Source organism: Mycobacterium sp. IDUB_3, from assembly GCF_055419585.1.
Window position 1 is genome coordinate 627,060 of sequence record NZ_JBVAXZ010000002.1, and the last position, 23,645, is coordinate 650,704.

Annotated in this window: 24 protein-coding genes; 18 read left to right on the forward strand and 6 right to left on the reverse strand. The window is 70.1% G+C overall.

Going from position 1 to position 23,645, the window contains the following annotated elements; genetic code table 11:
• Positions 1–13 precede the first annotated feature (13 nt).
• Positions 14–3,349, reverse strand: coding sequence for a transglutaminase family protein (locus tag ACZYVJ_RS24015; RefSeq protein WP_463833638.1), 3,336 nt, complete (start codon positions 3,347–3,349; stop codon positions 14–16).
• Between the two features lie 90 nt (positions 3,350–3,439).
• Positions 3,440–4,429 (reverse strand): hypothetical protein, encoded by a 990-nt coding sequence (locus ACZYVJ_RS24020; RefSeq protein WP_463833639.1) that lies wholly within the window; start codon positions 4,427–4,429, stop codon positions 3,440–3,442.
• A 155-nt stretch (positions 4,430–4,584) separates the two neighbouring features.
• Between ACZYVJ_RS24020 and ACZYVJ_RS24025 the strand changes: the two genes are divergently transcribed.
• Positions 4,585–5,952 (forward strand): replication-associated recombination protein A, encoded by a 1,368-nt coding sequence (locus ACZYVJ_RS24025; RefSeq protein ID WP_463833640.1) that lies wholly within the window; start codon positions 4,585–4,587, stop codon positions 5,950–5,952.
• The gene (locus ACZYVJ_RS24030; protein WP_463833641.1) at positions 5,949–6,284 is read left to right on the forward strand and encodes a hypothetical protein; all 336 of its coding nucleotides are present in this window, start codon (positions 5,949–5,951) and stop codon (positions 6,282–6,284) included. The genes ACZYVJ_RS24025 and ACZYVJ_RS24030 overlap by 4 nt, the downstream gene beginning before the upstream one ends.
• A 4-nt stretch (positions 6,285–6,288) precedes the next feature.
• On the opposite strand, the gene ACZYVJ_RS24035 is transcribed toward ACZYVJ_RS24030, so the two are convergent.
• A complete protein-coding gene (locus tag ACZYVJ_RS24035; RefSeq protein WP_463833642.1) occupies positions 6,289–6,912 on the reverse strand; it encodes a hypothetical protein in 624 nt (207 codons plus the stop codon).
• Positions 6,913–7,065: 153 nt separating this feature from the next.
• Positions 7,066–7,686 (reverse strand): antibiotic biosynthesis monooxygenase, encoded by a 621-nt coding sequence (locus tag ACZYVJ_RS24040; protein WP_463833643.1) that lies wholly within the window; start codon positions 7,684–7,686, stop codon positions 7,066–7,068.
• 164 nt (positions 7,687–7,850) lie between these two features.
• On the opposite strand from ACZYVJ_RS24040, the gene ACZYVJ_RS24045 reads away from it, so the two are divergent.
• The 6 genes from ACZYVJ_RS24045 (at position 7,851) to ACZYVJ_RS24070 (ending at position 14,079) form a co-directional block, all read left to right on the forward strand.
• Entirely contained in the window at positions 7,851–8,240 is a 390-nt protein-coding gene (locus ACZYVJ_RS24045; RefSeq protein WP_007774433.1) for a secondary thiamine-phosphate synthase enzyme YjbQ, read from the forward strand.
• Positions 8,241–8,370: 130 nt separating this feature from the next.
• On the forward strand, positions 8,371–11,073 hold the full coding sequence (gene alaS / locus ACZYVJ_RS24050) for an alanine--tRNA ligase (protein WP_463833644.1): 2,703 nt from the start codon (positions 8,371–8,373) through the stop codon (positions 11,071–11,073).
• A complete protein-coding gene (ruvX, locus tag ACZYVJ_RS24055) occupies positions 11,074–11,592 on the forward strand; it encodes a Holliday junction resolvase RuvX (RefSeq protein ID WP_463833645.1) in 519 nt (172 codons plus the stop codon).
• Complete coding sequence (gene mltG, locus ACZYVJ_RS24060) at positions 11,585–12,835, forward strand: endolytic transglycosylase MltG (protein ID WP_463833646.1); 1,251 nt, start codon at positions 11,585–11,587, stop codon at positions 12,833–12,835. The genes ruvX and mltG overlap by 8 nt, the downstream gene beginning before the upstream one ends.
• The gene (locus ACZYVJ_RS24065; RefSeq protein WP_463833647.1) at positions 12,810–13,640 is read left to right on the forward strand and encodes a shikimate dehydrogenase; all 831 of its coding nucleotides are present in this window, start codon (positions 12,810–12,812) and stop codon (positions 13,638–13,640) included. The genes mltG and ACZYVJ_RS24065 overlap by 26 nt, the downstream gene beginning before the upstream one ends.
• Before the next feature lie 10 nt (positions 13,641–13,650).
• Positions 13,651–14,079 (forward strand): prepilin peptidase, encoded by a 429-nt coding sequence (locus ACZYVJ_RS24070; RefSeq protein WP_463833648.1) that lies wholly within the window; start codon positions 13,651–13,653, stop codon positions 14,077–14,079.
• Between the two features lie 4 nt (positions 14,080–14,083).
• On the opposite strand, the gene ACZYVJ_RS24075 is transcribed toward ACZYVJ_RS24070, so the two are convergent.
• A complete protein-coding gene (locus ACZYVJ_RS24075) occupies positions 14,084–15,157 on the reverse strand; it encodes an LLM class flavin-dependent oxidoreductase (RefSeq protein WP_463833649.1) in 1,074 nt (357 codons plus the stop codon).
• A 212-nt stretch (positions 15,158–15,369) separates the two neighbouring features.
• Here ACZYVJ_RS24075 and ACZYVJ_RS24080 point away from each other — a divergent pair, with 212 nt between their 5' ends.
• The 5 genes from ACZYVJ_RS24080 to aroQ are packed head-to-tail and all read left to right on the forward strand — an operon-like array spanning position 15,370 to position 19,865.
• Entirely contained in the window at positions 15,370–16,551 is a 1,182-nt protein-coding gene (locus tag ACZYVJ_RS24080; protein WP_463833650.1) for an acyl-CoA dehydrogenase family protein, read from the forward strand.
• Positions 16,552–16,601: 50 nt separating this feature from the next.
• Positions 16,602–17,807, forward strand: coding sequence for a chorismate synthase (aroC, locus tag ACZYVJ_RS24085; RefSeq protein ID WP_463833651.1), 1,206 nt, complete (start codon positions 16,602–16,604; stop codon positions 17,805–17,807).
• Complete coding sequence (locus ACZYVJ_RS24090; RefSeq protein WP_463833652.1) at positions 17,807–18,331, forward strand: shikimate kinase; 525 nt, start codon at positions 17,807–17,809, stop codon at positions 18,329–18,331. The genes aroC and ACZYVJ_RS24090 overlap by 1 nt, the downstream gene beginning before the upstream one ends.
• Positions 18,328–19,422, forward strand: a complete 1,095-nt coding sequence (gene aroB / locus ACZYVJ_RS24095) for a 3-dehydroquinate synthase (RefSeq protein WP_463833653.1) — start codon at positions 18,328–18,330, stop codon at positions 19,420–19,422. Before ACZYVJ_RS24090 ends, aroB begins: the two co-directional genes overlap by 4 nt.
• Entirely contained in the window at positions 19,419–19,865 is a 447-nt protein-coding gene (gene aroQ / locus ACZYVJ_RS24100; protein WP_463833654.1) for a type II 3-dehydroquinate dehydratase, read from the forward strand. The genes aroB and aroQ overlap by 4 nt, the downstream gene beginning before the upstream one ends.
• Here aroQ and ACZYVJ_RS24105 read toward each other — a convergent pair.
• The gene (locus ACZYVJ_RS24105) at positions 19,862–20,590 is read right to left on the reverse strand and encodes a B-4DMT family transporter (protein WP_463833655.1); all 729 of its coding nucleotides are present in this window, start codon (positions 20,588–20,590) and stop codon (positions 19,862–19,864) included. The two genes, aroQ and ACZYVJ_RS24105, sit on opposite strands and share 4 nt — an antisense overlap.
• 33 nt (positions 20,591–20,623) lie before the next feature.
• On the opposite strand from ACZYVJ_RS24105, the gene ACZYVJ_RS24110 reads away from it, so the two are divergent.
• The 5 genes from ACZYVJ_RS24110 to ACZYVJ_RS24130 all read left to right on the forward strand — a co-directional run bounded on the left by ACZYVJ_RS24110 (position 20,624) and on the right by ACZYVJ_RS24130 (position 23,599).
• Positions 20,624–21,733 carry a M24 family metallopeptidase gene (locus tag ACZYVJ_RS24110; protein ID WP_463833656.1) on the forward strand — a complete coding sequence of 370 codons (1,110 nt, stop codon included), beginning with the start codon at positions 20,624–20,626 and terminating at the stop codon, positions 21,731–21,733.
• Positions 21,734–21,777: 44 nt separating this feature from the next.
• Entirely contained in the window at positions 21,778–22,002 is a 225-nt protein-coding gene (locus tag ACZYVJ_RS24115) for a hypothetical protein (RefSeq protein ID WP_463833657.1), read from the forward strand.
• Positions 22,003–22,128: 126 nt separating this feature from the next.
• Complete coding sequence (gene efp / locus ACZYVJ_RS24120; RefSeq protein ID WP_463833658.1) at positions 22,129–22,692, forward strand: elongation factor P; 564 nt, start codon at positions 22,129–22,131, stop codon at positions 22,690–22,692.
• Positions 22,689–23,192, forward strand: a complete 504-nt coding sequence (nusB, locus tag ACZYVJ_RS24125; RefSeq protein WP_463833659.1) for a transcription antitermination factor NusB — start codon at positions 22,689–22,691, stop codon at positions 23,190–23,192. The genes efp and nusB overlap by 4 nt, the downstream gene beginning before the upstream one ends.
• The gene (locus ACZYVJ_RS24130; protein ID WP_463833660.1) at positions 23,189–23,599 is read left to right on the forward strand and encodes an antitermination protein NusB; all 411 of its coding nucleotides are present in this window, start codon (positions 23,189–23,191) and stop codon (positions 23,597–23,599) included. The genes nusB and ACZYVJ_RS24130 overlap by 4 nt, the downstream gene beginning before the upstream one ends.
• Positions 23,600–23,645: the final 46 nt, after the last annotated feature.

A 23,645-nucleotide genomic window follows, 5' to 3' on the forward strand; every position in this document is an offset into this window, starting at 1 on the left:
TCCGCAAACGCCATTACTGCGCAACGGTACGCACGCGGCGCAGGTCGAGGATGCCCGGCGCGCCGACATCGGTGAAGATCCGCGCCTGCTTCTCCCGGATGCCGGACAGGTCGAGTTTGCCGGGGGTGAAGCCGGTCGCCTCGAAGCGGCGGGCGCGGCGTGCCTCGGCCTCCACGGCGTTGACCGGTGGTGTGTCGTAGGCCCGCCCGCCGGGGTGGGCGACGTGGTACGTGCAGCCCCCGCGCGACGTGCCCGTGGTCAGGTCGATCAGCTCGAACCGCAACGGCCCGTCGGCCGAGATGGTGGAGTGCAGCGCGCTGGGCGGCTGCCAGGCCTTGAACCGCACCCCGCCCACGTGGATGCCGGGGTTGTCGGTGGCCAGCAACGGCACCGGATAGCCGTTGGCCGTCAACACATAACGGTGCCGGTCGGCCCCGATGATGCGGACCTGGATGCGCTCGACGGAGGAGTCGACGTAGCGCGCGGTGCCCGTGGCGGTGGACTCCTCGCCCAGCGTGGTCCACGGTTCGATGGCCCCGCGCAGTTCGATCTCCACACCGTCGAACACCGCGGTCCCGATGCGCGGGAACCTGAACTCGGTGAACGGGTCCAGCCAGTTGGTCTCGAACGGTATGCCGTGCGCGCGCAGGTCCGCGGCGACATCGGCGATGTCATGAATCAGGAAGTGCGGCAACAGGTATCGGCCGTGCAGGTTGGCGCCGTGGCGGATCAGCGGCGCGCGTAGCGGCTCGTCCCAGAACCACGCGACCAGTGAGCGCACCAACAGCGACTGCACCATGGCCATGCGCAGGTGCGGGGGCATCTCGAAGCCGCGCAGCTCCAGCAGGCCGAGCCGGCCGCGGGCGCTGTCGGGGCTGTACAGCTTGTCGATGCAGAACTCGGCGCGGTGCGTGTTGCCGGTGATGTCGGTGAGCAGGTGACGCAGGGCGCGGTCGATCACCCACGGCTTGGTGGTGCCACCGCCGCCCAGCCGGGCGATCTCGGCGAACGCGATCTCGAGCTCGTAGAGGGCCTCGGCGCGGCCCTCGTCCACTCGCGGCGCCTGCGACGTGGTGCCCACGAACCGGCCGGCGAACAGGTAGGACAGCGACGGGTGGCGCTGCCAGTACGTCAGCAGCGACACCAGCAGGTCGGGGCGGCGCAGCAGCGGGGAGTCCGCGGGCGTCACGCCGCCCAGCGTGATGTGGTTGCCGCCGCCGGTGCCGCCGTGCGTGCCGTCCACGTCGAAGGACTCGGTGGACAGGCGGGCTAGCCGGGCCTGCGCGTACAGCGTTTCCAGCTGCTGGTTCTGTTCGGCGAAGCTGGCGGTGGGTGCGACGTTGACCTCGATGACGCCGGGGTCCGGGGTGATCGTGGTCGAGCGCAGCCGCGGGTCCGGCGGGGGATCGTAACCCTCGATCACCACCGGGCAGTCGGCCTTCGTCGCCGCGGCCTCGATCCGGGCGACGAGATCGACATAGTGCTCGAGCGCCTCGGTGGGCGGCAGGAAGACGAAGAGCAACCCGTCCCGAATCTCGGTGACCAGCGCCGTCGGCGGCACCCCGTCGGCGTCGACCACCTCGGCGCCTGTCGACTCCGTCGACAGGGCGCCACTGACGGTCAGGGGATCGGCATCGAACGACGGGCGGGGCGGTTTCCAGCTGATCGAGTCCAGCGGCAGCCGCAACCCCGCCGGAGAATCTCCGGGCAGCAACACGATACGGCCGCGGCGCAGCCGCCAGTCGGCGCTGGCCCACCCGAGGTCGTCGTCGCGCCGGTGCAGTGGCAGCACGAACGCCGCCGGGGCCGTGATGGATTCGTCCAGACGGGCCAGCAGCTCAGCGCGGGCCGCGGGGGAGTCGGCTTCCAGGTCGTCGCTGGGGTCCACCGGAACCCCTTCGGGCTCGCGGACTTTGGCCGCCAGCCGATGCAGCGGGTCCTCGTAGGCCGGCCGCACCTGCGAGGCCGGCAGTCCCAGGCCGTCGGCGATCCCGGCGAGCACCCGGGAGGCCGCCTCGTTGTCGGCGGGGCGTTGCGCCCGGCCGCTCCAGGGGTCTGCCAGCAGGGTCGCGTCGGTCCACAGCGGGCGCCCGTCGGTGCGCCAGTACAGCGCAATCTGCCAGCGGGGCAACGGTTCTCCGGGATACCAGCGGCCCTGCCCGTGCTGGATCACCCCGCCCGGCGCCCACACGGATTTCAGGCGGGCGGCCAGATCGGAGGCGCGCTGCCGCTTGTGCGGGCCGTCCGCGGCCGTGGTCCATTCCTCGGCCGACCCGTCTGGGGGAATGCCCACCGCAACGAATGTCGGCTCACCGCCGACGGTCAGCCGGACGTCGGCCGCGGCCAGCCGCTCGTCGACGCGCCTGCCGACGTCGTGGATCGTGCGCCACGCGTCGTCGGTGTACGGCAGTGTGACGCGCGGATCTTCGTGCACCCGGGTGACGGTGTTGGAGAACTCCAGCATCGAGGCGCAGGGTTCGGTGCCCCCGGTGATCGGTGCCGCCGACGTCGGATGTGGCGTGGCCGCCAGCGGAATGTGGCCCTCGCCCGCGAACAGCCCCGACGTCGGATCGAGCCCGATCCAGCCCGCGCCCGGGATGTACACCTCGGTCCAGGCGTGCAGGTCGGTGAAGTCCGCGACGGGCCCCGACGGCCCGTCCAGCGCCTCGACGTCGGAGGCCAGCTGCACCAGGTAGCCGGACACGAAGCGGGCGGCCAGCCCCAGCTGGCGCAGGATCGACACCAGCAGCCAGGCCGAGTCGCGACACGAGCCGACCCCGGCGCGCAGCGTGTAATCCGGCGTCTGCACACCGGGTTCCATCCGCAGGCTGTAGGCGACGTCGGCATTGATCGCACGGTTGAGCTCGACCAGCATGTCGATGGTGCGCGTGCCGTCGGGCACCGAGAAATTGTTCAGCCAGGTCCGCACCAGCTCGCCCGGGCCGGAGCCGCTGGAGTCTTCGTCGACCGGTCGCAGGTAGGGCTCCAGGTCTTCGGCCAGCTCCTTGGGGTAGCTCAGCCCGGGCCGTCCCGCGGCGGCGACCCACCGTTCGGCCCAGTCCTCGATGAAGAAGTCGAACGGGTTGATCACCTTGAGGTCGGCGATCAGCCCGACGGTGATGCTCAGTTGTTGCATCGGATTCGGAAACACCAGCCGGGCAAGAAAATTGCCCAGCGCGTCCTGCTGCCAGTTGATGAAGTGTTCGTCGGGCTCGATACGCAACGAGTACGCCTCGATGGGCGTGCGGGTGTGGGGCGCCGGGCGCAGCCGCACGATGTGCGGATACACCCGGACCAGCCGGTCAAAGGTGTAGCTGGTGCGGTGCTCCAGCGCAACTTTGATGCTCATAATCGCTGATCCCATCACACGCGCGGACACGGCGCAGCGCGCCGCGGTTGCGGCTTACCGCGCCGTAATACGAGAAACCTGCGCGCAGTGTCAGGCCGGCTGCGGGCCCGGCGGCGGCCCGGCCTGGTCTCCCGCCTGTTGTGGCGCGGCGACCTGTCCACCGGAGAACTTGCGGTACGCGTAGATCCCGACCAGGGCGGCGACCGGGACCGCCACCAACAAGCCGACGCCACACGCCAGGAAACCCACCACGACGGCGGCGACCTCGACCAGCCATATCAGCAGGGCATTGCCGAAGTTCGCCGCGACGGTGGAGAAGCTGGAGGTGAGCGCCTTGACGGGCTGCTCGGACCGATCGATCGCGTACGGGATGGTGAACTGGGCAAAGATCCCCAGGATCAGGCCGGGCAGGAAGCACAGCACCGAGGCGATGGAGGTGAGGATGCCGACCAGCAGCGCCGCCAGAAACACCATGCCGAAGTTGCGCGGCTTGAAGAAGGACCCGATGGTCACGGGGCGACCGTCGGCCAGATCCAGGCAGCCGGACAGGAACGCGGACTGGGCGAACGCCCCCACGAGGTACGCGACGAGATAGCCGAGGATCAGCAGCGCCGTCCCGCCGCCGTTGAGGTTCGCGGTGAAGGTGAGGTCGTCGTCGGAGTTGCTCGTCGTGCTGCCCATGGTCTGGCTCAGGCCGATCAGGGCGGAGGCGATGCCGAACAACACCGCGTACGCCAGGACCGGAACGATAAGTGCCACAGCATTTTTGGTGAAGGTGTTCCAGGCCCAGCCGAACGCGTCTCCCACGCTGAACGCGGGCGGGCCGCCGTAGCCCGGTGGGGGCCCGTAGCCCGGTGGGGGCCCGTAGCCGGGTGGGGGCCCGTAGCCGGGTGGCGGTCCGTAGCCGGGAGGGGGCGCGCCGTATCCCGGGGGCGGTCCGTAACCCGGAGGGGGCGGCGGGGGAGGTGTGCCATAGCCCGGAGGCGGCGGTGCGCCATAGCCCGGCGGCGGCGGGTAGCCGGCAGGGTTGCTGCCCTGGGGGTCTGCCGGGGTGCCTGGATACTCGGGAGGTTGGCTCATGTCCGTCCTTGCTGTCGGATGTCCTCGTGTCTGAAGTTTCCTAGGAGGGAACGCCCGCGGAACTCGGCAAACGCCGAACTTAGCAAAGACTCGGCCGGGGCGCGCGGATTGCGGCGCGCACGCCTGGGCCGGCGCGGGTGTCCGCCCGCCGTGGTATGCCTGAAACCGTGTCCGACGGTCTGTTTGACCTCACCGCTGCGCCACAGTCGACCGATCACGGGCTGGGCGTGTCGGGCAGTGCACCCCTGGCGGTCCGGATGCGTCCGGCATCGCTGGACGAGGTGGTCGGGCAGGACCATCTGCTGGCCCCCGGATCTCCGCTGCGCCGGCTGGTCGAGGGCTCGGGCGTGGCGTCGGCCATCCTGTACGGCCCGCCCGGCAGCGGCAAGACGACGCTGGCCGCGCTGATCTCGCAGGCCACCGGCCGCCGGTTCGAGGCACTGTCGGCGCTGTCGGCCGGCGTCAAAGACGTTCGGGCGGTGATCGACACCGCGCGCCGGGCGCTGCTGTCCGGTGAGCAGACGGTGCTGTTCATCGACGAGGTGCACCGGTTCTCGAAGACTCAGCAGGACGCGCTGTTGTCCGCCGTGGAGAACCGGGTGGTGCTGCTGGTGGCCGCGACCACGGAGAATCCGTCGTTCTCGGTGGTGGCGCCGCTGCTGTCGCGCTCGCTGATCCTGCAGTTGCGGCCGCTGAGCGCCGACGACATCCGCACCGTGGTGCAGCGCGCCATCGACGACCCGCGCGGGCTGGGCGGGCACATCACGGTCGCGGCCGAGGCGGTCGACCTGCTGGTGCGGCTGGCCGCGGGTGACGCCCGGCGCGCGCTGACGGCGCTGGAGGTCGCCGCCGAAACTGTGCGGGCGGTCGAGCCCGGCGGCGAGTTGACCGTCGCGGCCGTCGAGCAGTCCCTGGACGAGGCCGCGGTGCGCTACGACCGCGACGGCGACCAGCACTACGACGTCATCAGCGCCTTCATCAAGTCGGTGCGCGGCTCGGACGTCGACGCCGCGCTGCACTACCTGGCCCGCATGCTGGTCGCCGGCGAGGACCCACGATTCGTCGCGCGCCGGCTGATGATCCTGGCCAGCGAGGACATCGGCATGGCCGACCCGAACGCGCTGCAGGTCGCGGTCGCGGCCGCGCAGACGGTGGCGCTGATCGGCATGCCCGAGGCGCAGCTCACCCTGGCGCACTGCACGGTTTATCTGGCCACCGCGCCGAAGTCGAACGCGGTCACCACCGCGCTGGCCGCCGCGATGGGCGACATCAGGGCCGGCAAAGCGGGTCTGGTTCCACCCCATCTGCGCGACGGTCACTATTCGGGTGCGGCGGGGCTGGGCAACGCGCAGGGCTACAAATATTCCCACGATCACCCGGATGGGGTTGTCGCACAACAATATCCGCCGGACGAGCTGGTGGGGGTCGACTACTACCGGCCCACCGGCCGCGGCGGTGAACGCGAAATGACCGGGCGGCTGGACCGGCTGCGCGCGATCATCCGTAAGAGGAGGCGGGAATGAAGATCTTCACCGACGAGGAGATGGGCCAGCTGCTGCCCACCGCCAAGCCCTACAGCGTCGTCATCCTCAACCGCGGCCCCAGGTTCGGCGACGAGTCGTCGGTGGGTGTCATCTGGGAGCACGGCCGCCGCAACTTCGGGCTGCGCGACGACGGAGTGCTCCCGGTGGTACTGCCGGTCATCGACGAATCCGACGTGTGCGGCATCGGGGTGTTCGCGGCGACGGTCGACGAGACCACCAAGATCATGAGTGAGGACCCCGGCGTCGCCGCGGGAGTCTTCACCTACCAGGTGCACCCGTGCCGCGGGTTCCCCGGGGACGCGCTGCCCTGACGCGCTAGACCAGCTCGGGCACCCGCAGGTGGGCGATCGCCAGCTCGAACTCGCCCACGTCGATCACCTCGGCACCCAATTCGCGTACGCGCCGGCTGCGCAGTTCGCTGGCGCGGTCGCGGTTGCGTGCCATCGCCTCCATCGAGTCGAACGTGGAGCACGTCACGGCGCGGCGGCAGGCGGGGTGGTCGACCATCAGGCTGGCGCTGCAGAACCCGTCGAGGTCTTGCAGCTCGGGCAGCACCGCCATCCGGTAGAAGTCCAGCGACCGGCCCAGCTGATCCGGCACCACCTTGAGCCAGGTGGCGCGCACGCATGCGCCGGGGCGGGAGGGGTGGTCGCGGTGCAGCAACGGGATGTCCCATTCCTCGACCCGCGCGCTGCCGTCGAACATCAGCGCGGCCCGGTCGCGGACGGGGGCGACGCGCTCGGCGCTGCCGCGCATCGCCTCGATGGTTTCCCACGAGCTGGTGGCGATGCAGGTGCCCGATTGCCGGTCAACCAGCAGCGACAGTCCGACACACCCGTCGATCTCGGTGAGCGCGGGCATGACGACGTCGCGAACGTGCGCAATGCCGATGTCGACGGACAGGGGTTGCGCCTGGATGGTGGTGGAGCGTGCGTACACGGTCGGCCCCTCCTGTGTCGGGGCGGCGCCCCGGTAGCGCCACCGGTCCCACCCGCTACCTTCCTCCTGCGGATTACTCGCCGCAATGGTTTAGGGGCGCAGATCGCCGACCGGCGGAATACCTGGTTCGGCCGGTCTACCGCGGCGTCTGGATCAGACCAGCTCGGGCACTCGGAGGTGCGCTAGCGCCAGCTCGAACTCGCATTCATCGAGTTCCTCGGCGTGCGCCTCTTGCATCGAGGAGTTCTTCAGCGCGCTTGCCTGCTCTCTGTTCCGCTCCATCGCATCGATGCTGTCGAACGTCGCGGAGGACACGCCACGCCCGGAGGAGCGGTCGATCAGAAGGCTCGCACTGCAGAACCCGTCGAGGCTCTCGAGCTGGGGCAGGACGGACGACTTGTAGTACTCGATGCCCTGGTCCATGGTCTCCCGCGGCACCCTGACCCAAGTCGCACGCACGCCCGCGCCGTCGGGTGCGCGGTGGTCGCGATGCAGCACCGCGATCTCCCACTGCTCGACGTTCGCCGTGCCCCCGAAAGTTTCCGCCACCCGATCACGGATCGGCGTCACGGTCTCACCGCTGGCGCGCATGGACTCATCGCTCTCCCAGGCGCTGGTGGCGATGCACCGGCCCGAACGACGGTCGACCAAAAGGGATACTCCGACGCACCCCGGCATACCTTGCAGCGCGGGCATGGCCTCATCGCGAACATGCGCAATTCCGGCGTCGATGGACGAGGGTTGCGCCTGAATTGTGGTAGAGCGTGCGTACACGATCCACCCCCTCTTTGTTCGGGGCAGCGCCCCGGTGGCGCCACCGGTCATGACCTACCCTCCTCCTGCCGGTGGACACCCGCAATGCCCAATTGTGGCGGCGCTCACAGTGGATTGGCTGGTCGCGAGGCCGGCGCCGTAGGCTTGGCGGGGTGCATACCGATGTGTTGGACGTGGACACCTCGCGCCGCCGAATCGTCGATCTCACCGAGGCGGTGCGCGGGTTCTGCTGGTCGCGCGGGGACGGCCTGTGCAACGTGTTCGTCCCGCATGCGACGGCGGGGGTGGCCATCATCGAGACGGGTGCCGGTTCCGACGACGACCTGGTCGACACGCTGGAAAGGCTGCTGCCGCGCGACGATCGCTATCGGCATTCGCACGGCTCCGCGGGCCACGGCGCCGACCACGTGATGCCGGCGCTGGTCGCCCCGTCGGTGACGGTTCCGGTGTCGGCCGGTGAGCCGATGCTGGGGACGTGGCAGAGCATCGTGTTGGTCGACCTGAACCGGGACAACCCGCAACGCTCGGTCCGGCTGAGCTTTCTTCAGGGTTAGCGGCCCGGTGCGCGTCGCACCGGGGCAGGTACTGTGAGCGGTCGAAATGCGTCGTGAGACGGGCTTGCCATGCCCCGGCGAATAGGCTGGGAATGAGACGTCGGAGTAACGGAAAGAAGCGGACTCGAAAGTGCAGACACACGAGATCAGGAAGCGGTTTCTTGATCATTTCGTGAAGGCGGGCCACACCGAGGTGCCGAGCGCATCGGTGATCCTCGACGACCCCAACCTGCTGTTCGTCAACGCGGGCATGGTCCAGTTCGTGCCCTACTTCCTGGGCGCACGCACCCCCGAATACTCGACGGCCACCAGCATCCAGAAGTGCATCCGCACCCCCGATATCGACGAGGTCGGTATCACCACCCGGCACAACACGTTCTTTCAGATGGCCGGCAATTTCTCGTTCGGCGACTATTTCAAGCGTCGCGCCATCGAACTGGCCTGGACCCTGCTGACCAACGGTGTCGAGCAGGGCGGTTACGGCCTGGATCCCGAACGCATCTGGACGACGGTCTTCTTCGACGACGACGAGGCCGTGCAGCTGTGGCAGGAGATAGCCGGGCTGCCCGAGGATCGCATCCAGCGCCGCGGCATGGAAGACAACTACTGGTCGATGGGCATCCCCGGCCCGTGCGGACCGTCCTCGGAGATCTACTACGACCGCGGGCCGGAGTTCGGCGTCGAGGGCGGCCCGATCGCCAACGAGGACCGCTACATCGAGATCTGGAATCTCGTGTTCATGCAGAATGAACGCGGCGAGGGTACCGGCAAGGCCGACTTCGAGATCCTGGGGCCGTTGCCCCGCAAGAACATTGACACCGGCATGGGTGTGGAGCGGGTCGCCTTCATCCTGCAGGGCGTGCACAACGTCTACGAGACCGACCTGTTGCGGCCCGTCATCGACACCGCGGCCGCGCGGGCGCCGCGCGGGTATGACGTGGGCAACCACGACGACGACGTGCGCTACCGGGTCATCGCCGACCACAGCCGCACCGCGGCCATCCTGATCAGCGACGGCGTCACGCCTGGCAACGACGGCCGCGGCTACGTGCTGCGCCGGCTACTGCGCCGGGTGATCCGCTCGGCACGGCTGCTCGACATCGAGGGTCCCATCGTCGGCGACCTGATGGTCACCGTGCGCGACGCGATGGGGCCGTCGTATCCGGAACTGGCCGCCGACTTCGACCGGATCCGGCGCATCGCCGTCGCCGAGGAGACCGCGTTCAACCGCACGCTGGCGGCGGGCTCGAAGCTGTTCGACGAGGTGGCCGGGACTACCAAAGCCTCTGGCGCGAGGGCGATTTCGGGTTCGGATGCCTTCACCTTGCACGACACCTACGGATTCCCGATCGAGCTCACGCTGGAGATGGCGTCCGAGGCAGGCCTGCGGGTGGACGAAGTCGGCTTCCGGGAACTGATGGCCGAGCAGCGCCGCCGCGCCAAGGCCGACGCCGCCGCGCGCAAACATGCGCACGCCGACCTGACCGCCTATCGCGAGCTGGTCGACGCCGGCCCCACCGAGTTCACCGGCTTCGACGAATTGACCTCCGAAGCAAGGATTCTGGGTATTTTCGTGGACGGCAAGCGCGTCCCGGTGGTCACCCACGGCACCGAGGGGGCCGGCCGGGTCGAACTCGTGCTGGACCGCACGCCCTTGTACGCCGAGGCCGGCGGCCAGATCGCCGACGAGGGCACCATCAGCGGAACGGGCGCCGGACAGAGCGCCCGCGCCGCGGTCACCGACGTGCAGAAGATCGCCAAAACCCTGTGGGTACACCGGATCAACGTCGAGTCGGGTGAATTCGTGGAGGGTGACACCGTCGTCGCGGCAGTCGACCCGCAGTGGCGCCGCGGCGCCACCCAGGGGCACTCGGGCACCCACATGGTGCACGCGGCGCTGCGACAGGTGCTGGGGCCCAACGCCGTTCAGGCCGGTTCGCTGAACCGCCCGGGCTACCTGCGGTTCGACTTCAACTGGCAGGGACCGCTGTCCGAAGAACAGCGCACCCAGGTCGAAGAGGTGACGAACCAGGCGGTGCAGGCCGACTTCGAGGTGCACACATTCACCGAGCAGCTGGAGAAGGCCAAGGCGATGGGCGCGATGGCCATGTTCGGCGAGGCCTACCCCGACGAGGTCCGGGTCGTCGAGATCGGTGGCCCGTTCTCGCTGGAGCTCTGCGGCGGGACCCACGTGCACAACTCGGCGCAGATCGGCCCGGTGACCATCCTGGGCGAATCCTCGGTCGGTTCCGGGGTGCGCCGGGTAGAGGCCTACGTCGGACTCGAGTCGTTCCGGCACCTGGCCAAGGAGCGTGCACTCATGGCGGGGCTGGCGTCGTCGCTGAAGGTGCCGTCCGACGAGGTGCCCGCCCGGGTGGCCAACCTGGTGGAACGGCTCAAGGCGGCGGAAAAGGAACTCGAACGCGCCCGGCTCGCCGGTGCGCGGGCCGCTGCGACCAACGCCGCGGCCGGCGCGGAGCGCATCGGTAACGTCCGGGTGGTGGCGCAACGGATGTCGGGCGGGATGACGGCGGGCGATCTGCGCTCCCTGGTCGGTGACATTCGCGGCAAGCTGGGCGGCGATCCCGCGGTGGTCGCGCTGATCGCCGAGGGTGAGGGCGGGTCGGTGCCGTATGCGGTCGCCGCCAACCCGGCCGCCCAGGACCTCGGGCTTCGCGCCAACGACCTGGTCAAGCAGCTCGCCGCGGCCGTCGACGGCCGCGGGGGCGGCAAGGCGGACCTGGCGCAGGGCTCCGGCAAGGATCCGGCAGGCATCGACGCAGCGCTCGACGCGGTCCGCTCCGAGATCGCCGCGATAGCGCGGGTCGATTGAGTGGTCTTGACACAACACCGCTTGCCTGACCGGCCCGGCGATCCGCACCAGGACCCTGGCCGGGGACGACGGCTCGGCATCGACGTGGGTAGCGTCCGCATCGGCGTGGCCTGCAGCGATCCCGACGCCATCCTGGCCACCCCGGTGGAGACCGTCCGCCGCGACCGCAACGGCAAACACCTGCGGCGGCTGGCCGCGCTGGCCGCCGAATACGAGGCCGTCGAGGTGGTGGTGGGGTTGCCGCGCACGCTGGCCGATCGCACCGGCCCGTCGGCCATCGACGCGATCGAGCTGGCCAGCAAACTGGCGGAAGTGCTGGGCCGCCGAGTTCCCCCCATTCCGGTGCGGCTGGCCGACGAGCGGCTGACCACGGTGGCCGCGCAGCGTTCGCTGCGCGCGGCCGGGGTGCGGGCCAAGGAACAACGTGCGGTGATCGATCAGGCCGCGGCGGTGGCGATTTTGCAAAGTTGGCTGGATCAACGCCGCGCGGCGGCGGCGGGGGAGCTCAGCGATGGTTGACAGCGCACGGCGCGAACGAGCCGAGCCCGAGGCGGTGGGTGCACCGTCCCGGCGCAGGTCGAGCCGCGTCTCCCGCAAACAGGCCGAGCGGGGCCGTCGGCGGCGGCGCTTCGCCGGCAAGATCGCGCTCGCGGTCCTCGTCGTGGTGGTGCTCGCCGGTGTCTTCGTGGGCGGCAAGCTGTGGCACACGCTGTTCGGGGCCGGCGACGACTTCAGCGGAGGCGGCAAGCGGGACCTGGTGATTCAGGTGCAGGCCGGTGACTCGACCACCAACATCGGCGAGACGCTGCAAAAAGAGCAGGTCATCAAGACGGTGCGGGCGTTCGTCAACGCCGCGCACGGCAACAGCGCCATCAACTCGATCCAGCCCGGCTTCTACCGGATGCGCACCGAGATCCCGGCGGCAAACGCCGTCGCGCGGCTGACCGACCCGAAGAGCCGGGTGGGCCGGCTGGTCATCCCGGAGGGCCGCCAGCTCGACGACACCACCGACATGAAGACCAACGTGGTGACGCCGGGCATCCTGACGCTGATCTCGCGAGCCACCTGCGTGGATCTCGACGGTGACACGCGCTGCGTCCGGGTGCAGGACCTGCGCGCGGCCGCGACCAACAGCCCTCCCTTGGCGTTGGCGGTGCCGCCGTGGGCCACCGAACCCGTCGGTGAGCTCGGCAAGGACCACCGCCGGATCGAGGGCCTGATCGCGCCGGGCACTTTCAACATCGACCCGTCCGCGTCGCCGGAGAGCATCCTGGCCACCCTGATCGGCGCCGGTGGCGAGGAGTACGTGAAGTCCGGGCTGGTGGACACCGCCCAGGCCATGGGCCTGTCGCCCTACGACATCCTGGTGGTGGCGTCGCTGGTGCAGCAGGAATCGAACTCCCAGGACTTCGCCAAGGTCGCGCAGGTCATCTACAACCGCCTGCACGCCCACCACACGCTCGAGTTCGACTCGACGGTCAACTACCCGCTGGACCGCCGCGAGGTGGCCACCAGCGACGCCGACCGGGCCCAGAAGACGCCGTGGAACACCTACGTGTCGCAGGGCCTGCCGGCCGCCGCGATCTGTTCGCCCGGGACCGACGCGCTGAACGCGGCCGAGCACCCGCAGCCCGGTGACTGGCTGTACTTCGTCACCATCGACGCCCAGGGCACGACCCTGTTCACCCGCGACTATCAACAACATCTGGCCAACATCGAGCTGGCTAAGCGCAACGGTGTCCTCGACAGCACGCCCCGCTAGCGCGGGCCCCCGCAAGGCGGCGGTGCTCGGCAAGCCGATCGCCCACTCGAAGTCCCCGCAATTGCACCTGGCCGCGTATCGTGCGCTGGGCCTGGCCGACTGGACGTACGAGCGCATTGAATGCGACGCCGAGCAGCTGCCCGGCGTGGTCGGCGGCTTCGGCCCCGAATGGGTCGGGGTATCGGTGACCATGCCCGGCAAGTTCGCCGCCCTGCGATTCGCCGACGAGCGCACCGACCGGGCGCAGCGGGTGGGATCGGCCAACACCCTGGTGCGCACGCCGGCGGGTTGGCGGGCCGACAACACCGACATCGACGGGGTCGCCGGCGCGCTCGGCAGCGCTTCGGGATGGGCGCTCGTCTGTGGATCGGGCGGCACCGCGCCGGCCGCCGTGGCCGGCCTGGCCCAGCTGGGCGTCGCCGGCATCACCGTGGTGGCGCGCAACCCCGACAAGGCGGCCCGGCTGGTGGATCTGGGCAACGAGCTGGGCGTGCCGACCCGGTTTTGCGACCTGGACGGCGACGGGCTGGCCGATGAGGTGGCGGGCGCCGAGGTGCTGGTCAGCACCATCCCGGCGGACGTGGCCGAACGCTACGCCGACACCTTCGCACGCATCGCTGTGCTGCTGGACGCCGTCTACGACCCGTGGCCCACGCCGCTGGCCGGCGCGGTGAGCGCCGCCGGCGGGCGGGTGGTCAACGGCGTGCAGATGCTGCTGCACCAGGCATTCGCGCAGGTGGAACAGTTCACCGGGCGGCCCGCGCCGCGCGAGGCCATGACTTGCGCGGTGGCCGCACCGGATTAGCCTGCCGCGCATGCGGATTGCGGTCGCGTGCCTGGTGCTGGCCTGGTTGGCGGCGTTGAGTTGTTACGACATTCGCGAACGCCGCCTGCCCAACGCGCTGACGTTGACCGGGGCCGCGGCGATCCTGGTGGCTGCGACACTGGCCGGGCGCGGGCCGGCGGCACTGGCCGGAACCGTGTCGCTGACCGCGATCTACCTGGTGGTGCACTGCGCGGCGCCGGGCGGAATGGGCGCCGGTGACGTCAAGCTGGCGCTCGGCCTGGGCGCCCTGACCGGTTGCTTCGGCGTCGGTGTGTGGTTTCTGGCGGCGCTGGGCGCGCCGCTGCTGACCGCGGTTCTCGGCATGGCCTGGCCGGCGCGGCGCGCCGGCAGCACGGTGCCGCACGGGCCGTCGATGTGTCTGGCCAGCGCGGCGGGGGTGGGGCTGACGTTGCTCTGACGCCTCAGTCCGGGACGGCGGTGGGGCGCAGCAGCGGCAGCAGCTGGTCGCCGAGCCTGACCGTCTCCGACTTGTACGGGGTGTCCGACAGCACGAAATGGCTGACCCCGAGATCGGCGTAGTTGCGCAGCGCAGCGGCGACTTCGACGGCCGAGCCGACCAGCCAGGTCGTCCCGGCACCCTCCCCGCCGTACTTGCTCGGCGTCGTATACAGGCAGGAATCGAGCACCTCTGCGCGCCCGGCAAGATCGTTGAGCCGCCGCTGACCCTCGGACCCGGCCGGGTCGTGCAGCAGCAGCATGGTCGGCGTGCCGGCCAGCTTGGCCACCTTCGCCTCGGCGTCGCGCCAGGCCTGCTCGGAGGTGTCACGCACCAGCGTCGTCACCCGAAGGCCGAATTCCAGCGGCGCGTGCTCGCGACCGAGCTTGTCCGACAACGCCTTCAGCCTGTCGATGCGCTCGGCGATCCCATCCAGGGACTCACCCCAGAACAGTTGGACGTCGGCGTCGGTCGCGGCGACCTGCTCGGCCGCCGCCGATGCACCGCCGAAGTAGAGCTTCGGGTACCGGCCGTCGGCCGCACCGAGCGGGCGCGGCTGCAACGTCGAGTGTTCGACGCCGAAAAACTCGCCACGGAAGGTGACGTCGTCCTCGCTCCACAAGCGGCGAACCAGCCGGATGAATTCGCGGGTTCGGTCGTAGCGGCGGCCCTTGTCGACCTCGGGATCGCCGTACGCGGCCAGATCATCGGCGCCACTGACGACGTTGATCAGCAGCCGGCCGTCGTTCAGCCGATCCAGGGTTGCCGCCGCACTGGCGAAATGCGCCGGGTGCCAGTAACCGGGGCGGACCGCCACCAGCGGGGCGAAGTTGGTGGTGCGCGCGGCGATCGCGGTCGCGACGGTGAAGGTGTCCGGCCGCCCCCAGCCGGTGCCGATCAGCGCGCCTTCCCAGCCGTGTTGCTCGGCGCGCAGCGCCAGGTCGACCGAATAATCCAGACTTCCCCAGCCGTCGACGGTGTCGTCGCCTCGATGGCCCGGCTCGACGGTATTCGGTATGTACCAGAGAAATTGACTCACCAGGCAACATGGTGGCACATGACCGCGGTGGCGTGCCCGGGCTTCGCCGCTTATCGCGTGGTCACCGCAGGAATCAGCACGGATGAAAGTCCGTGAGCGGGCGAAAAACTCAGGACGCAGGAAACCGTTGCCGGTAGCGTCCGCTCCTGACACCCTGGCGGGCTGGTCGTCGTGCGTACGACATCGATTCGCCCAGAAAGGCTTTGACTCCCATGCCCGTTGAATTCCTGAGTGACGGGGTGCTGGCCGACATCGCCGCCGACTACCGCCAGCGCCTGGCCAACGGCGGAACCGAGCCGCCGCTGCGCGGCCTCAAACTCATCCGGGACCAGCGGTGGGGCGCGGTGCGATTGGCCCGCGAGCACGGCGGCGCCGGCTACTCGGTGCCCCAATTCTTCGACCACCTCATCGCGCTCGCCGCGGCCGACCCCGACCTGGCCCACATCCTGCGGATCCACTACGCACTGGTCGAGGAGCTACAGGTCACGCCGCGGCGACCGGGCAGCGACCGGTGGATCGCGGTGGTCGCCGAGGGCGGGCTGATCGGTGGCGCCAATGCCGAAAAGAGCCAGAAGTCGGTGGGCGGCAACGACCGTGACACCCGACTGGTGTCGACGGGGGCCGGGCTGCGGCTGCGCGGCCGCAAGTTCTACAGCACCGGCGCACAGTTCTCCGACTATCTGCGCATCACGGCGCAGGACGACGACAACACCCCGACCGCCGTGGTGATCCCGGTGGACCGCGCCGGCGTCGAGCACCTCGATGACTGGGACGGCATCGGGCAGCGCCAAACAGGCAGTGGCACAACGGTATTCCACGACGTCGCGGTCGCTCCCGACGAGGTGTTCCCGCTCGCCGACACCATCGGGGTGAACCGCGCCCGCGGCGCGCTGATGCAGCTGTACCTGCACGCGATCGCCGCCGGCATCCTGCGGGCCCTGACCGCCGACGCCGCGGCGCTGGTGCGTGGGCGGGGACGCACCTACACCTTCGCCAGCGTCGGGGAGCCCACCGCGGACCCGCAGCTGCTGCAGATCGTCGGCGAGATCGACGCGGTGGCCTACGCCGCGCAGGCACTGGTGCACAGCGCGGCCGCCGAACTCGCTCCCGCGCTGGAGGCGGCGCGTGGCACCGCGATCGATCCCGAGCTGGAAAACCGGTCGTCGATCGCCGCCGCGCGGGTCAAGGTCGCGATCCAGGAGCCCGCGCTGCGGGCCGCGTCGCGGGTCTTCGACGTCGGCGGCGCGTCGGCCGTGCAGGCGTCGGCGCTGTTGGACCGGCACTGGCGCAACCTGCGGACGCTGTTCTCGCACAACCCGACCGTCTACAAGGCGCGGGTGCTCGGCGATATCGCCGTCAACGGCGCGGAGCTGCCCGCGAGCAGTTTCTTCTGAGACTCGCGCGGATTTAAGTCCGCGCACGCCCCCGTGGGAAGATGGGACCTGTGTTGCGTTGGATCACTGCTGGGGAGTCGCATGGCCGCGCGCTGGTGGCCGTGCTCGAAGGCATGGTCGCCGGTGTGGAGGTCACCTCCCTCGACATTGCCGAACAGTTGGCCCGCCGTCGCCTGGGTTACGGTCGCGGCGCCCGGATGGCGTTCGAGCGTGACGCGGTGAGCGTGCTGTCCGGGGTGCGTCACGGTGTCACCCTGGGCGGGCCCATCGCCGTCGAGATCGGCAATACCGAATGGCCGAAGTGGGAGACCGTGATGGCCGCCGACCCGGTCGACCCGGGCGAGCTGGCGGACAGTGCGCGCAACGCGCCGCTGACCCGGCCGCGGCCCGGCCACGCCGACTACGCGGGCATGCTCAAGTACGGCTTCGACGACGCCCGGCCGGTGCTGGAGCGGGCCAGCGCCCGCGAGACGGCGGCCCGCGTCGCGGCCGCCACCATCGCCCGCGCGTTCCTGCGCCAGGTGCTCGGCGTCGAGGTGCTCTCGCACGTCATCGCGATCGGGCCGTCGGCGCCCTACGACGGGCCGCCGCCCGGCCCGGGCGACCTGCCCGCGATCGACGCCAGCCCGGTGCGCGCCTACGACAAGGCCGCCGAGGAGGCGATGATCGCCGAGATCGAGGCCGCCAAGAAGGACGGCGACACGCTCGGCGGTGTGGTCGAGGTGGTGGTCCTGGGCCTGCCCGTCGGGCTGGGCTCGTTCACCAGCGGCGACAACCGGCTGGACAGCCAGCTCGCCGCCGCCGTGATGGGCATCCAGGCGATCAAGGGCGTCGAGATCGGCGACGGCTTCGAGACCGCACGCCGCCGCGGCAGCCGCGCCCACGACGAGATGTACCCGGGCCCCGACGGCGTGGTCCGCTCGACCAACCGCGCGGGCGGCCTGGAGGGCGGCATGACCAACGGCCAGCCGCTGCGGGTGCGCGCTGCAATGAAGCCCATCTCCACGGTGCCGCGGGCGCTGGCCACGGTCGACATGGCGACCGGCGAGGAGGCCGTCGCGATCCACCAGCGCTCGGACGTGTGCGCGGTGCCCGCCGCCGGCGTGGTGGTCGAGGCCATGGTGGCGCTGGTGCTGGCGCGGGCCGCGCTGCAAAAGTTCGGCGGCGATTCGCTGGCCGAGACCCGCCGCAACGTCGAGTCCTACCGGCAGGCCGTCGCCGAGCGGGAGTCGCCGGCCGCCCGGGGTACCGGGTAGTGGCGCCCAAGGCGGTCCTGGTGGGTCTGCCGGGGTCGGGCAAGTCCACCATCGGCCGGCGGCTGGCCAAGGCGCTCGGCGTCGACTTCCTGGACACCGATGTGGCCATCGAGCAGCGGACCGGGCGCCGCATCGCCGACATCTTCGCCACCGACGGCGAGCCGGAATTCCGCCGCATCGAGGAAGACGTGGTGCGCGCCGCGCTGGCCGGCCACGACGGCGTGGTGTCGCTCGGTGGCGGCGCCGTCACCAGCCCGGGGGTGCGTGCGGCCCTCGCCGGTCACACCGTCATCTACCTGGAGATCAGCGCCACCGAAGGGGTGCGCCGCACCGGCGGCAACGCCGTGCGCCCGCTGCTGGCCGGCCCGGACCGCGCCGACAAATACCGCGCGCTGCTGGCCGAGCGAAGCCCGCTGTACCGGCGCGCGGCCACCATCCGCGTCGACACCAACCGGCGCAACCCCGGCGCGGTGGTCCGCTACATCGTCTCGCGGTTGCAGGCTCCCGCCGGGGCGGCCACATGACGCGCTCCGGTGATCCGGTCACCATCGAGGTCGCTGTCGACCCGCCATACCCGGTGATCGTCGGCACCCGCTTGCTGGGCGAGCTGGACGAACTTGTCGGCGGCCGGCACAAGGTGGCCATCGTCCATCAACCCGTGCTGACCGAGACCGCCGAGGTGATCCGAAGTCGGTTGGCGGACAAGGGCGTTGACGCGCACCGCGTCGAAATCCCGGACGCCGAGGAGGGCAAGGACCTCCCGGTGGTTGGCTTCCTGTGGGAAGTGTTGGGCCGCATCGGGATTGGACGCAAGGACGCGCTGGTCAGCCTCGGCGGCGGCGCGGCTACCGACGTCGCCGGATTCGCGGCGGCCACCTGGCTGCGCGGCGTCGACATCGTGCACGTGCCCACCACGTTGCTTGGCATGGTCGACGCGGCCGTCGGCGGCAAGACCGGGATCAACACCGACGCGGGCAAGAACCTGGTCGGGTCCTTTCATCAGCCGCACGCCGTTCTGGTCGACCTCGACACGCTGCAGACGTTGCCGCACAACGAACTTGTGGCCGGGATGGCCGAAATCGTCAAGGCGGGATTCATCGCAGATCCGGTGATCCTCGACCTTATCGAGGCCGACCCGCAGGCCGCGGTCGACCCGTCGGGCGACGTGCTGGCGGAGCTGATCCGCCGCGCTATCGCCGTCAAGGCGGAGGTGGTGGCCGCCGACGAGAAAGAGTCGGAGCTGCGCGAAATCCTCAACTACGGGCACACATTGGGGCACGCCATCGAGCGTCGCGAGCGCTACCAGTGGCGGCACGGCGCCGCGGTGTCGGTGGGACTGGTCTTCGCCGCCGAGCTGGCCCGGCTGGCCGGCCGCCTCGACGACGCCACCGCGCAGCGGCACCGCAGCATCCTGTCCGCGCTCGGCCTGCCGGTCAGCTATGACGCCGACGCGCTGCCGCAACTGCTGGAATACATGGCGGGAGACAAGAAGTCGCGGGCCGGGGTGCTGCGGTTCGTGGTCCTCGACGGCCTGGGCAAGCCGGGCCGGATGGCCGGCCCCGACCCGTCGCTGTTGGCGGCGGCCTATGCCGGACTCGCGGAGGAGGCTAAATGACCACCGTCGTGAACGTCATCAACGGCCCGAACCTGGGCCGGCTGGGCCGGCGCGAGCCGGACGTGTACGGCGACACGACGCATGATCAGTTGGCCGCGCTGATCGAGCGGGAAGCCGATGCGCTCGGCGTCAAAGCGGTTGTGCGGCAGAGCGATAACGAAGCCGAACTGCTTGACTGGATCCATTCTGCCGCCGACGCGGGCGAGCCGGTGATCCTCAACGCCGGCGGGCTCACCCATACGTCGGTGGCGCTGCGCGACGCGTGCGCGGAGTTGCGTGCACCCCTGATCGAGGTGCACATCTCCAATGTCCATGCGCGCGAAGAGTTTCGGCGGCACTCTTACCTAAGCCCGGTCGCGACCGGAGTGATCGTCGGGCTGGGGGTGCAGGGCTATCTGCTCGCCCTGCGCTATCTGGCCGGGGAGTCCGGCGCCAACAGCTAGCCCTTGTCGTGTTCGGTGCCGGGCCTGGTGTGCTCGTCGCCGGTGCGGATCACCTCGGTCTTCGGGTCGTCCCCGGGCTTGTCGATCGTTTCGGTCGGCGATTCGGCGGTGGACACCCTGTCGGTGTGCGCCTCGCGCTCGGCCGTGGCGACCGACGCGGTCCGCGCCTCGGTGTGGGCACCGGAGTTCTGCGTGGGAATCTCGCCGGTGGGCGAGTCGTCGTCGCGCACCGCCGAGAACACGTCGGTGTCACCGTCCCGCTCGCGTTTTTGGTCAAGGCCGTGGTGCTTCTCCGGAGTCTTCTCAGTCTGCCGGTCCACCCGCCAGCGCCCGATGGTCACGCCGATGATTCCTGGCAGGAAGACACACAGCGCGGTGAAGGCCGCAAACGTCGTCAGCTCGTTGAGCAGCCCCCCGGTGTACAGGCCCTTGTAGAAGAGCGCGAGCAGCCAGGTAACGGCGCCACTGAGCACACCGGCCAGCAGGCCGGCCAGCAGCCAGGTCATCGCCAGGTCGCCGCGGCGATCTGGATCGGGGTTGGCGCGGGCGTCGGCCCGGCCGTCGAGAACCCCCCATACGGCCACGCCGATGATGAACAGAATCAGCAGCGCCGCACTGAACAGCCCGGCCTGCGTCTGCCACGCGTTGATCAATGCGCCTTGGAACAATCGAACGACGACCATCGCCGCGGCGTAGACCAATCCGCGCAGCATCCAGTTACTCATGGCCCAAAAGCGTAGCGAGTACCGTCAAGCCCTGTGACACATTCACAGCGTCGAGACAGGCTCAGAGCGCGACTTGAGGCCAGCGGATTGGATGCGTTGCTGGTCACGGACTTGGTGAACGTCCGTTATCTCTCCGGTTTTACCGGGTCCAACGGCGCGTTGCTGGTGTTCGCGGACGATCGCGGCCCCGTGCTGGCCACCGATGGGCGGTACCGGACCCAGGCCGCCGAGCAGGCGCCGGACCTCGACGTCGCCATAGAGCGGGCGCTGGGACGCCACCTGGCCGCGCACGCCGCCGCGGCCGGCGCTCAGAAGCTGGGCTTCGAAAGCAACGTGGTGACCGTCGACGGATTCGACGCGCTGACCCGCGAGCTGGACGAGCGGAAGGCGACCACCGAGCTGGTCAAGGCGGCCGGAACCGTCGAGGCGTTGCGCGAGGTCAAGGACTCCGGCGAGGTCGCGCTGCTGCGGCTGGCGTGCGAGGCGGCCGACGCGGCGCTGACCGACCTGGTGGCGCGGGGCGGCCTGCGGCCCGGCCGGACCGAACGCGAGGTCAGCCGCGAGCTGGAGGCCCTGATGCTCGATCACGGCGCCGACGCGATCTCGTTCGAGACCATCGTGGCGGCGGGCCCGAATTCGGCGATCCCGCATCACCGGCCCACCGACGCGGTGCTGGCCGGCGGCGATTTCGTCAAGATCGACTTCGGGGCGCTGGTCGGCGGCTACCACTCCGACATGACCCGCACCTTCGTGCTCGGCAAGGCCGCCGACTGGCAGCTGGAGATCTACCAGTTGGTCGCCGACTCGCAGCGGGCCGGCCGTGAGGCGTTGCAGGCCGGCGCCGACCTGCGCGAGGTGGACGCCGCGGCCCGCCAGGTGATCGCCGACGCCGGCTATGGCGAGCAGTTCAGCCACAGCCTGGGCCACGGCGTGGGCCTGGAGATCCACGAAGCGCCGGGCATCGGCGCCACGTCCACCGGCACGTTGCTGGCCGAATCCGTGGTGACCGTGGAGCCCGGCGTCTACCTGCCCGGCCGCGGCGGGGTGCGCATCGAGGACACGCTGGTGGTGCCCGATGAGGCCCTCGGCAAACCCCCGGAATTGCTGACCAAGTTCCCCAAGGAGCTCGCCGTTCTGGCGTAGCCGATAGCGCCCGGGGGGTTGCGCCCCCGAGTACAGTCGGGGGCGTGAACGGGGTGGGACGGGGTTTGGCGCGCCTGCGGGACTTCCGGTGGGACATGTACGCCCAGCCCCTTCGGGAGCTGCGGCTGGAGATGCAGATCGTCTACTTCGCGATCCACATGCCGTTCGCCAGCGGGGTGACGCTGCACGTTCCGCTGCTGACGATGATCAAGCCGCTGCCGTCGCCGGACGAGCACGCCGCGCCCGGCTCCGAACACGTCCACCACTAACGGCGTTTCGCGCGTCACGGCCCGACCCCGGTCCGCGGGGCACGGGCGCGGAGCGCTCTAAACTGGCCGACAAGTTACAGACAGTTCCGTAGCGACTGTCCATTCCTCGAGGAGATATACCGAACCGTGGCAAGCACTGCCGATTTCAAGAACGGACTGGTGCTGGTGATCGACGGCCAACTGTGGCAGATCGTCGAGTTCCAGCACGTCAAACCGGGCAAGGGCCCGGCTTTCGTGCGGACCAAGCTCAAGAACGTGCTCTCCGGCAAGGTAGTCGACAAGACGTACAACGCCGGCGTAAAGGTGGAGACCGCCACCGTCGACCGCCGCGACGCCACCTACCTGTACCGCGACGGCTCGGACTTCGTGTTCATGGACAGCCAGGACTACGAGCAGCACCCGCTGCCCGAGTCGCTGGTCGGCGATTCCGCCCGGTTTCTGCTGGAGGGCCTGCCGGTGCAGGTGGCGTTCCACAACGGCGCCCCGCTGTACCTCGAGCTGCCCGTCTCGGTGGAGATGGTGGTGACGCACACGGAGCCGGGCCTGCAGGGCGACCGGTCCAGCGCCGGCACCAAGCCGGCCACCGTGGAGACCGGCGCCGAGATCCAGGTGCCGCTGTTCATCAACACCGGAGACAAGCTGAAGGTCGACACGCGCGACGGCAGCTACCTGGGGCGCGTCAACGCGTGAGCAGACCCGTGAGGGGACGCCATCAGGCCCGCAAGCGTGCAGTCGACCTCCTGTTCGAGGCCGAGGCCCGTGGGCTGAGCCCGGCGGAGATCGTCGACGTCCGCACCGGGCTCGCCGAGACGAACCCCGAAGTCGCGCCCCTGCAGCCGTATACGGCCGCGGCGGCCCGGGGCGTCGGCGAACACGCCGCGCACATCGATGACCTGATCAGCTCGCATCTGCAGGGCTGGACGCTGGACCGGCTGCCGGCGGTGGACCGCGCCATCCTGCGGGTCGCGGTCTGGGAGCTGCTCTACGCCGACGACGTGCCGGAACCGGTCGCCGTCGACGAGGCTGTCCAGCTGGCCAAGGAACTGTCCACCGACGACTCGCCGGGCTTCGTCAACGGGGTGCTCGGCCACGTCATGCTGGTGACCCCGCAGATCAGGGCCGCCGCCGAGGCGGTCCGCGGGGCGGTGGGTTCCGACATGACACCGGAGGACCACGGACCGCAACCATGACCCGGTTGGAGCTGCGCCTGCTCGTGGCGGCCGTCCTGGCCGCGACGGTGGTGCTGGGCGCGGTGATCTGCGCCGCCTACAGGTTGACCATCGTGGCCTCGGTGCTCTCGATCTACGCGCTCGGTGTGGGCGCCTGGCTGTATCACTGCGCCGAACGGGTGGCCGTCGCCCGCCGCATCAGCACGGTGCGTTCGGCGGCCAAGCCGCTGCAGCCGCTGCTGCCAGTGATGGCCGCGCTCATGGGGCTGACCCAGGGCGTGGTGCGGTCGCTCAGCGACGTCACCGAGTTGCCCGTCCGCCGCCTCGAGCTGCCCATGCTGCGGTGGGCGGACAGCGCCCGGGGTAATCGGCGCCGCCGGGGCGATGTCGTGGACAGTGACGACGAGGCGGATCACCGAGCAAGCTGAGATGAAATGACCACGGGCGTGGCGCAGCGGGTTCACAATACGAGCG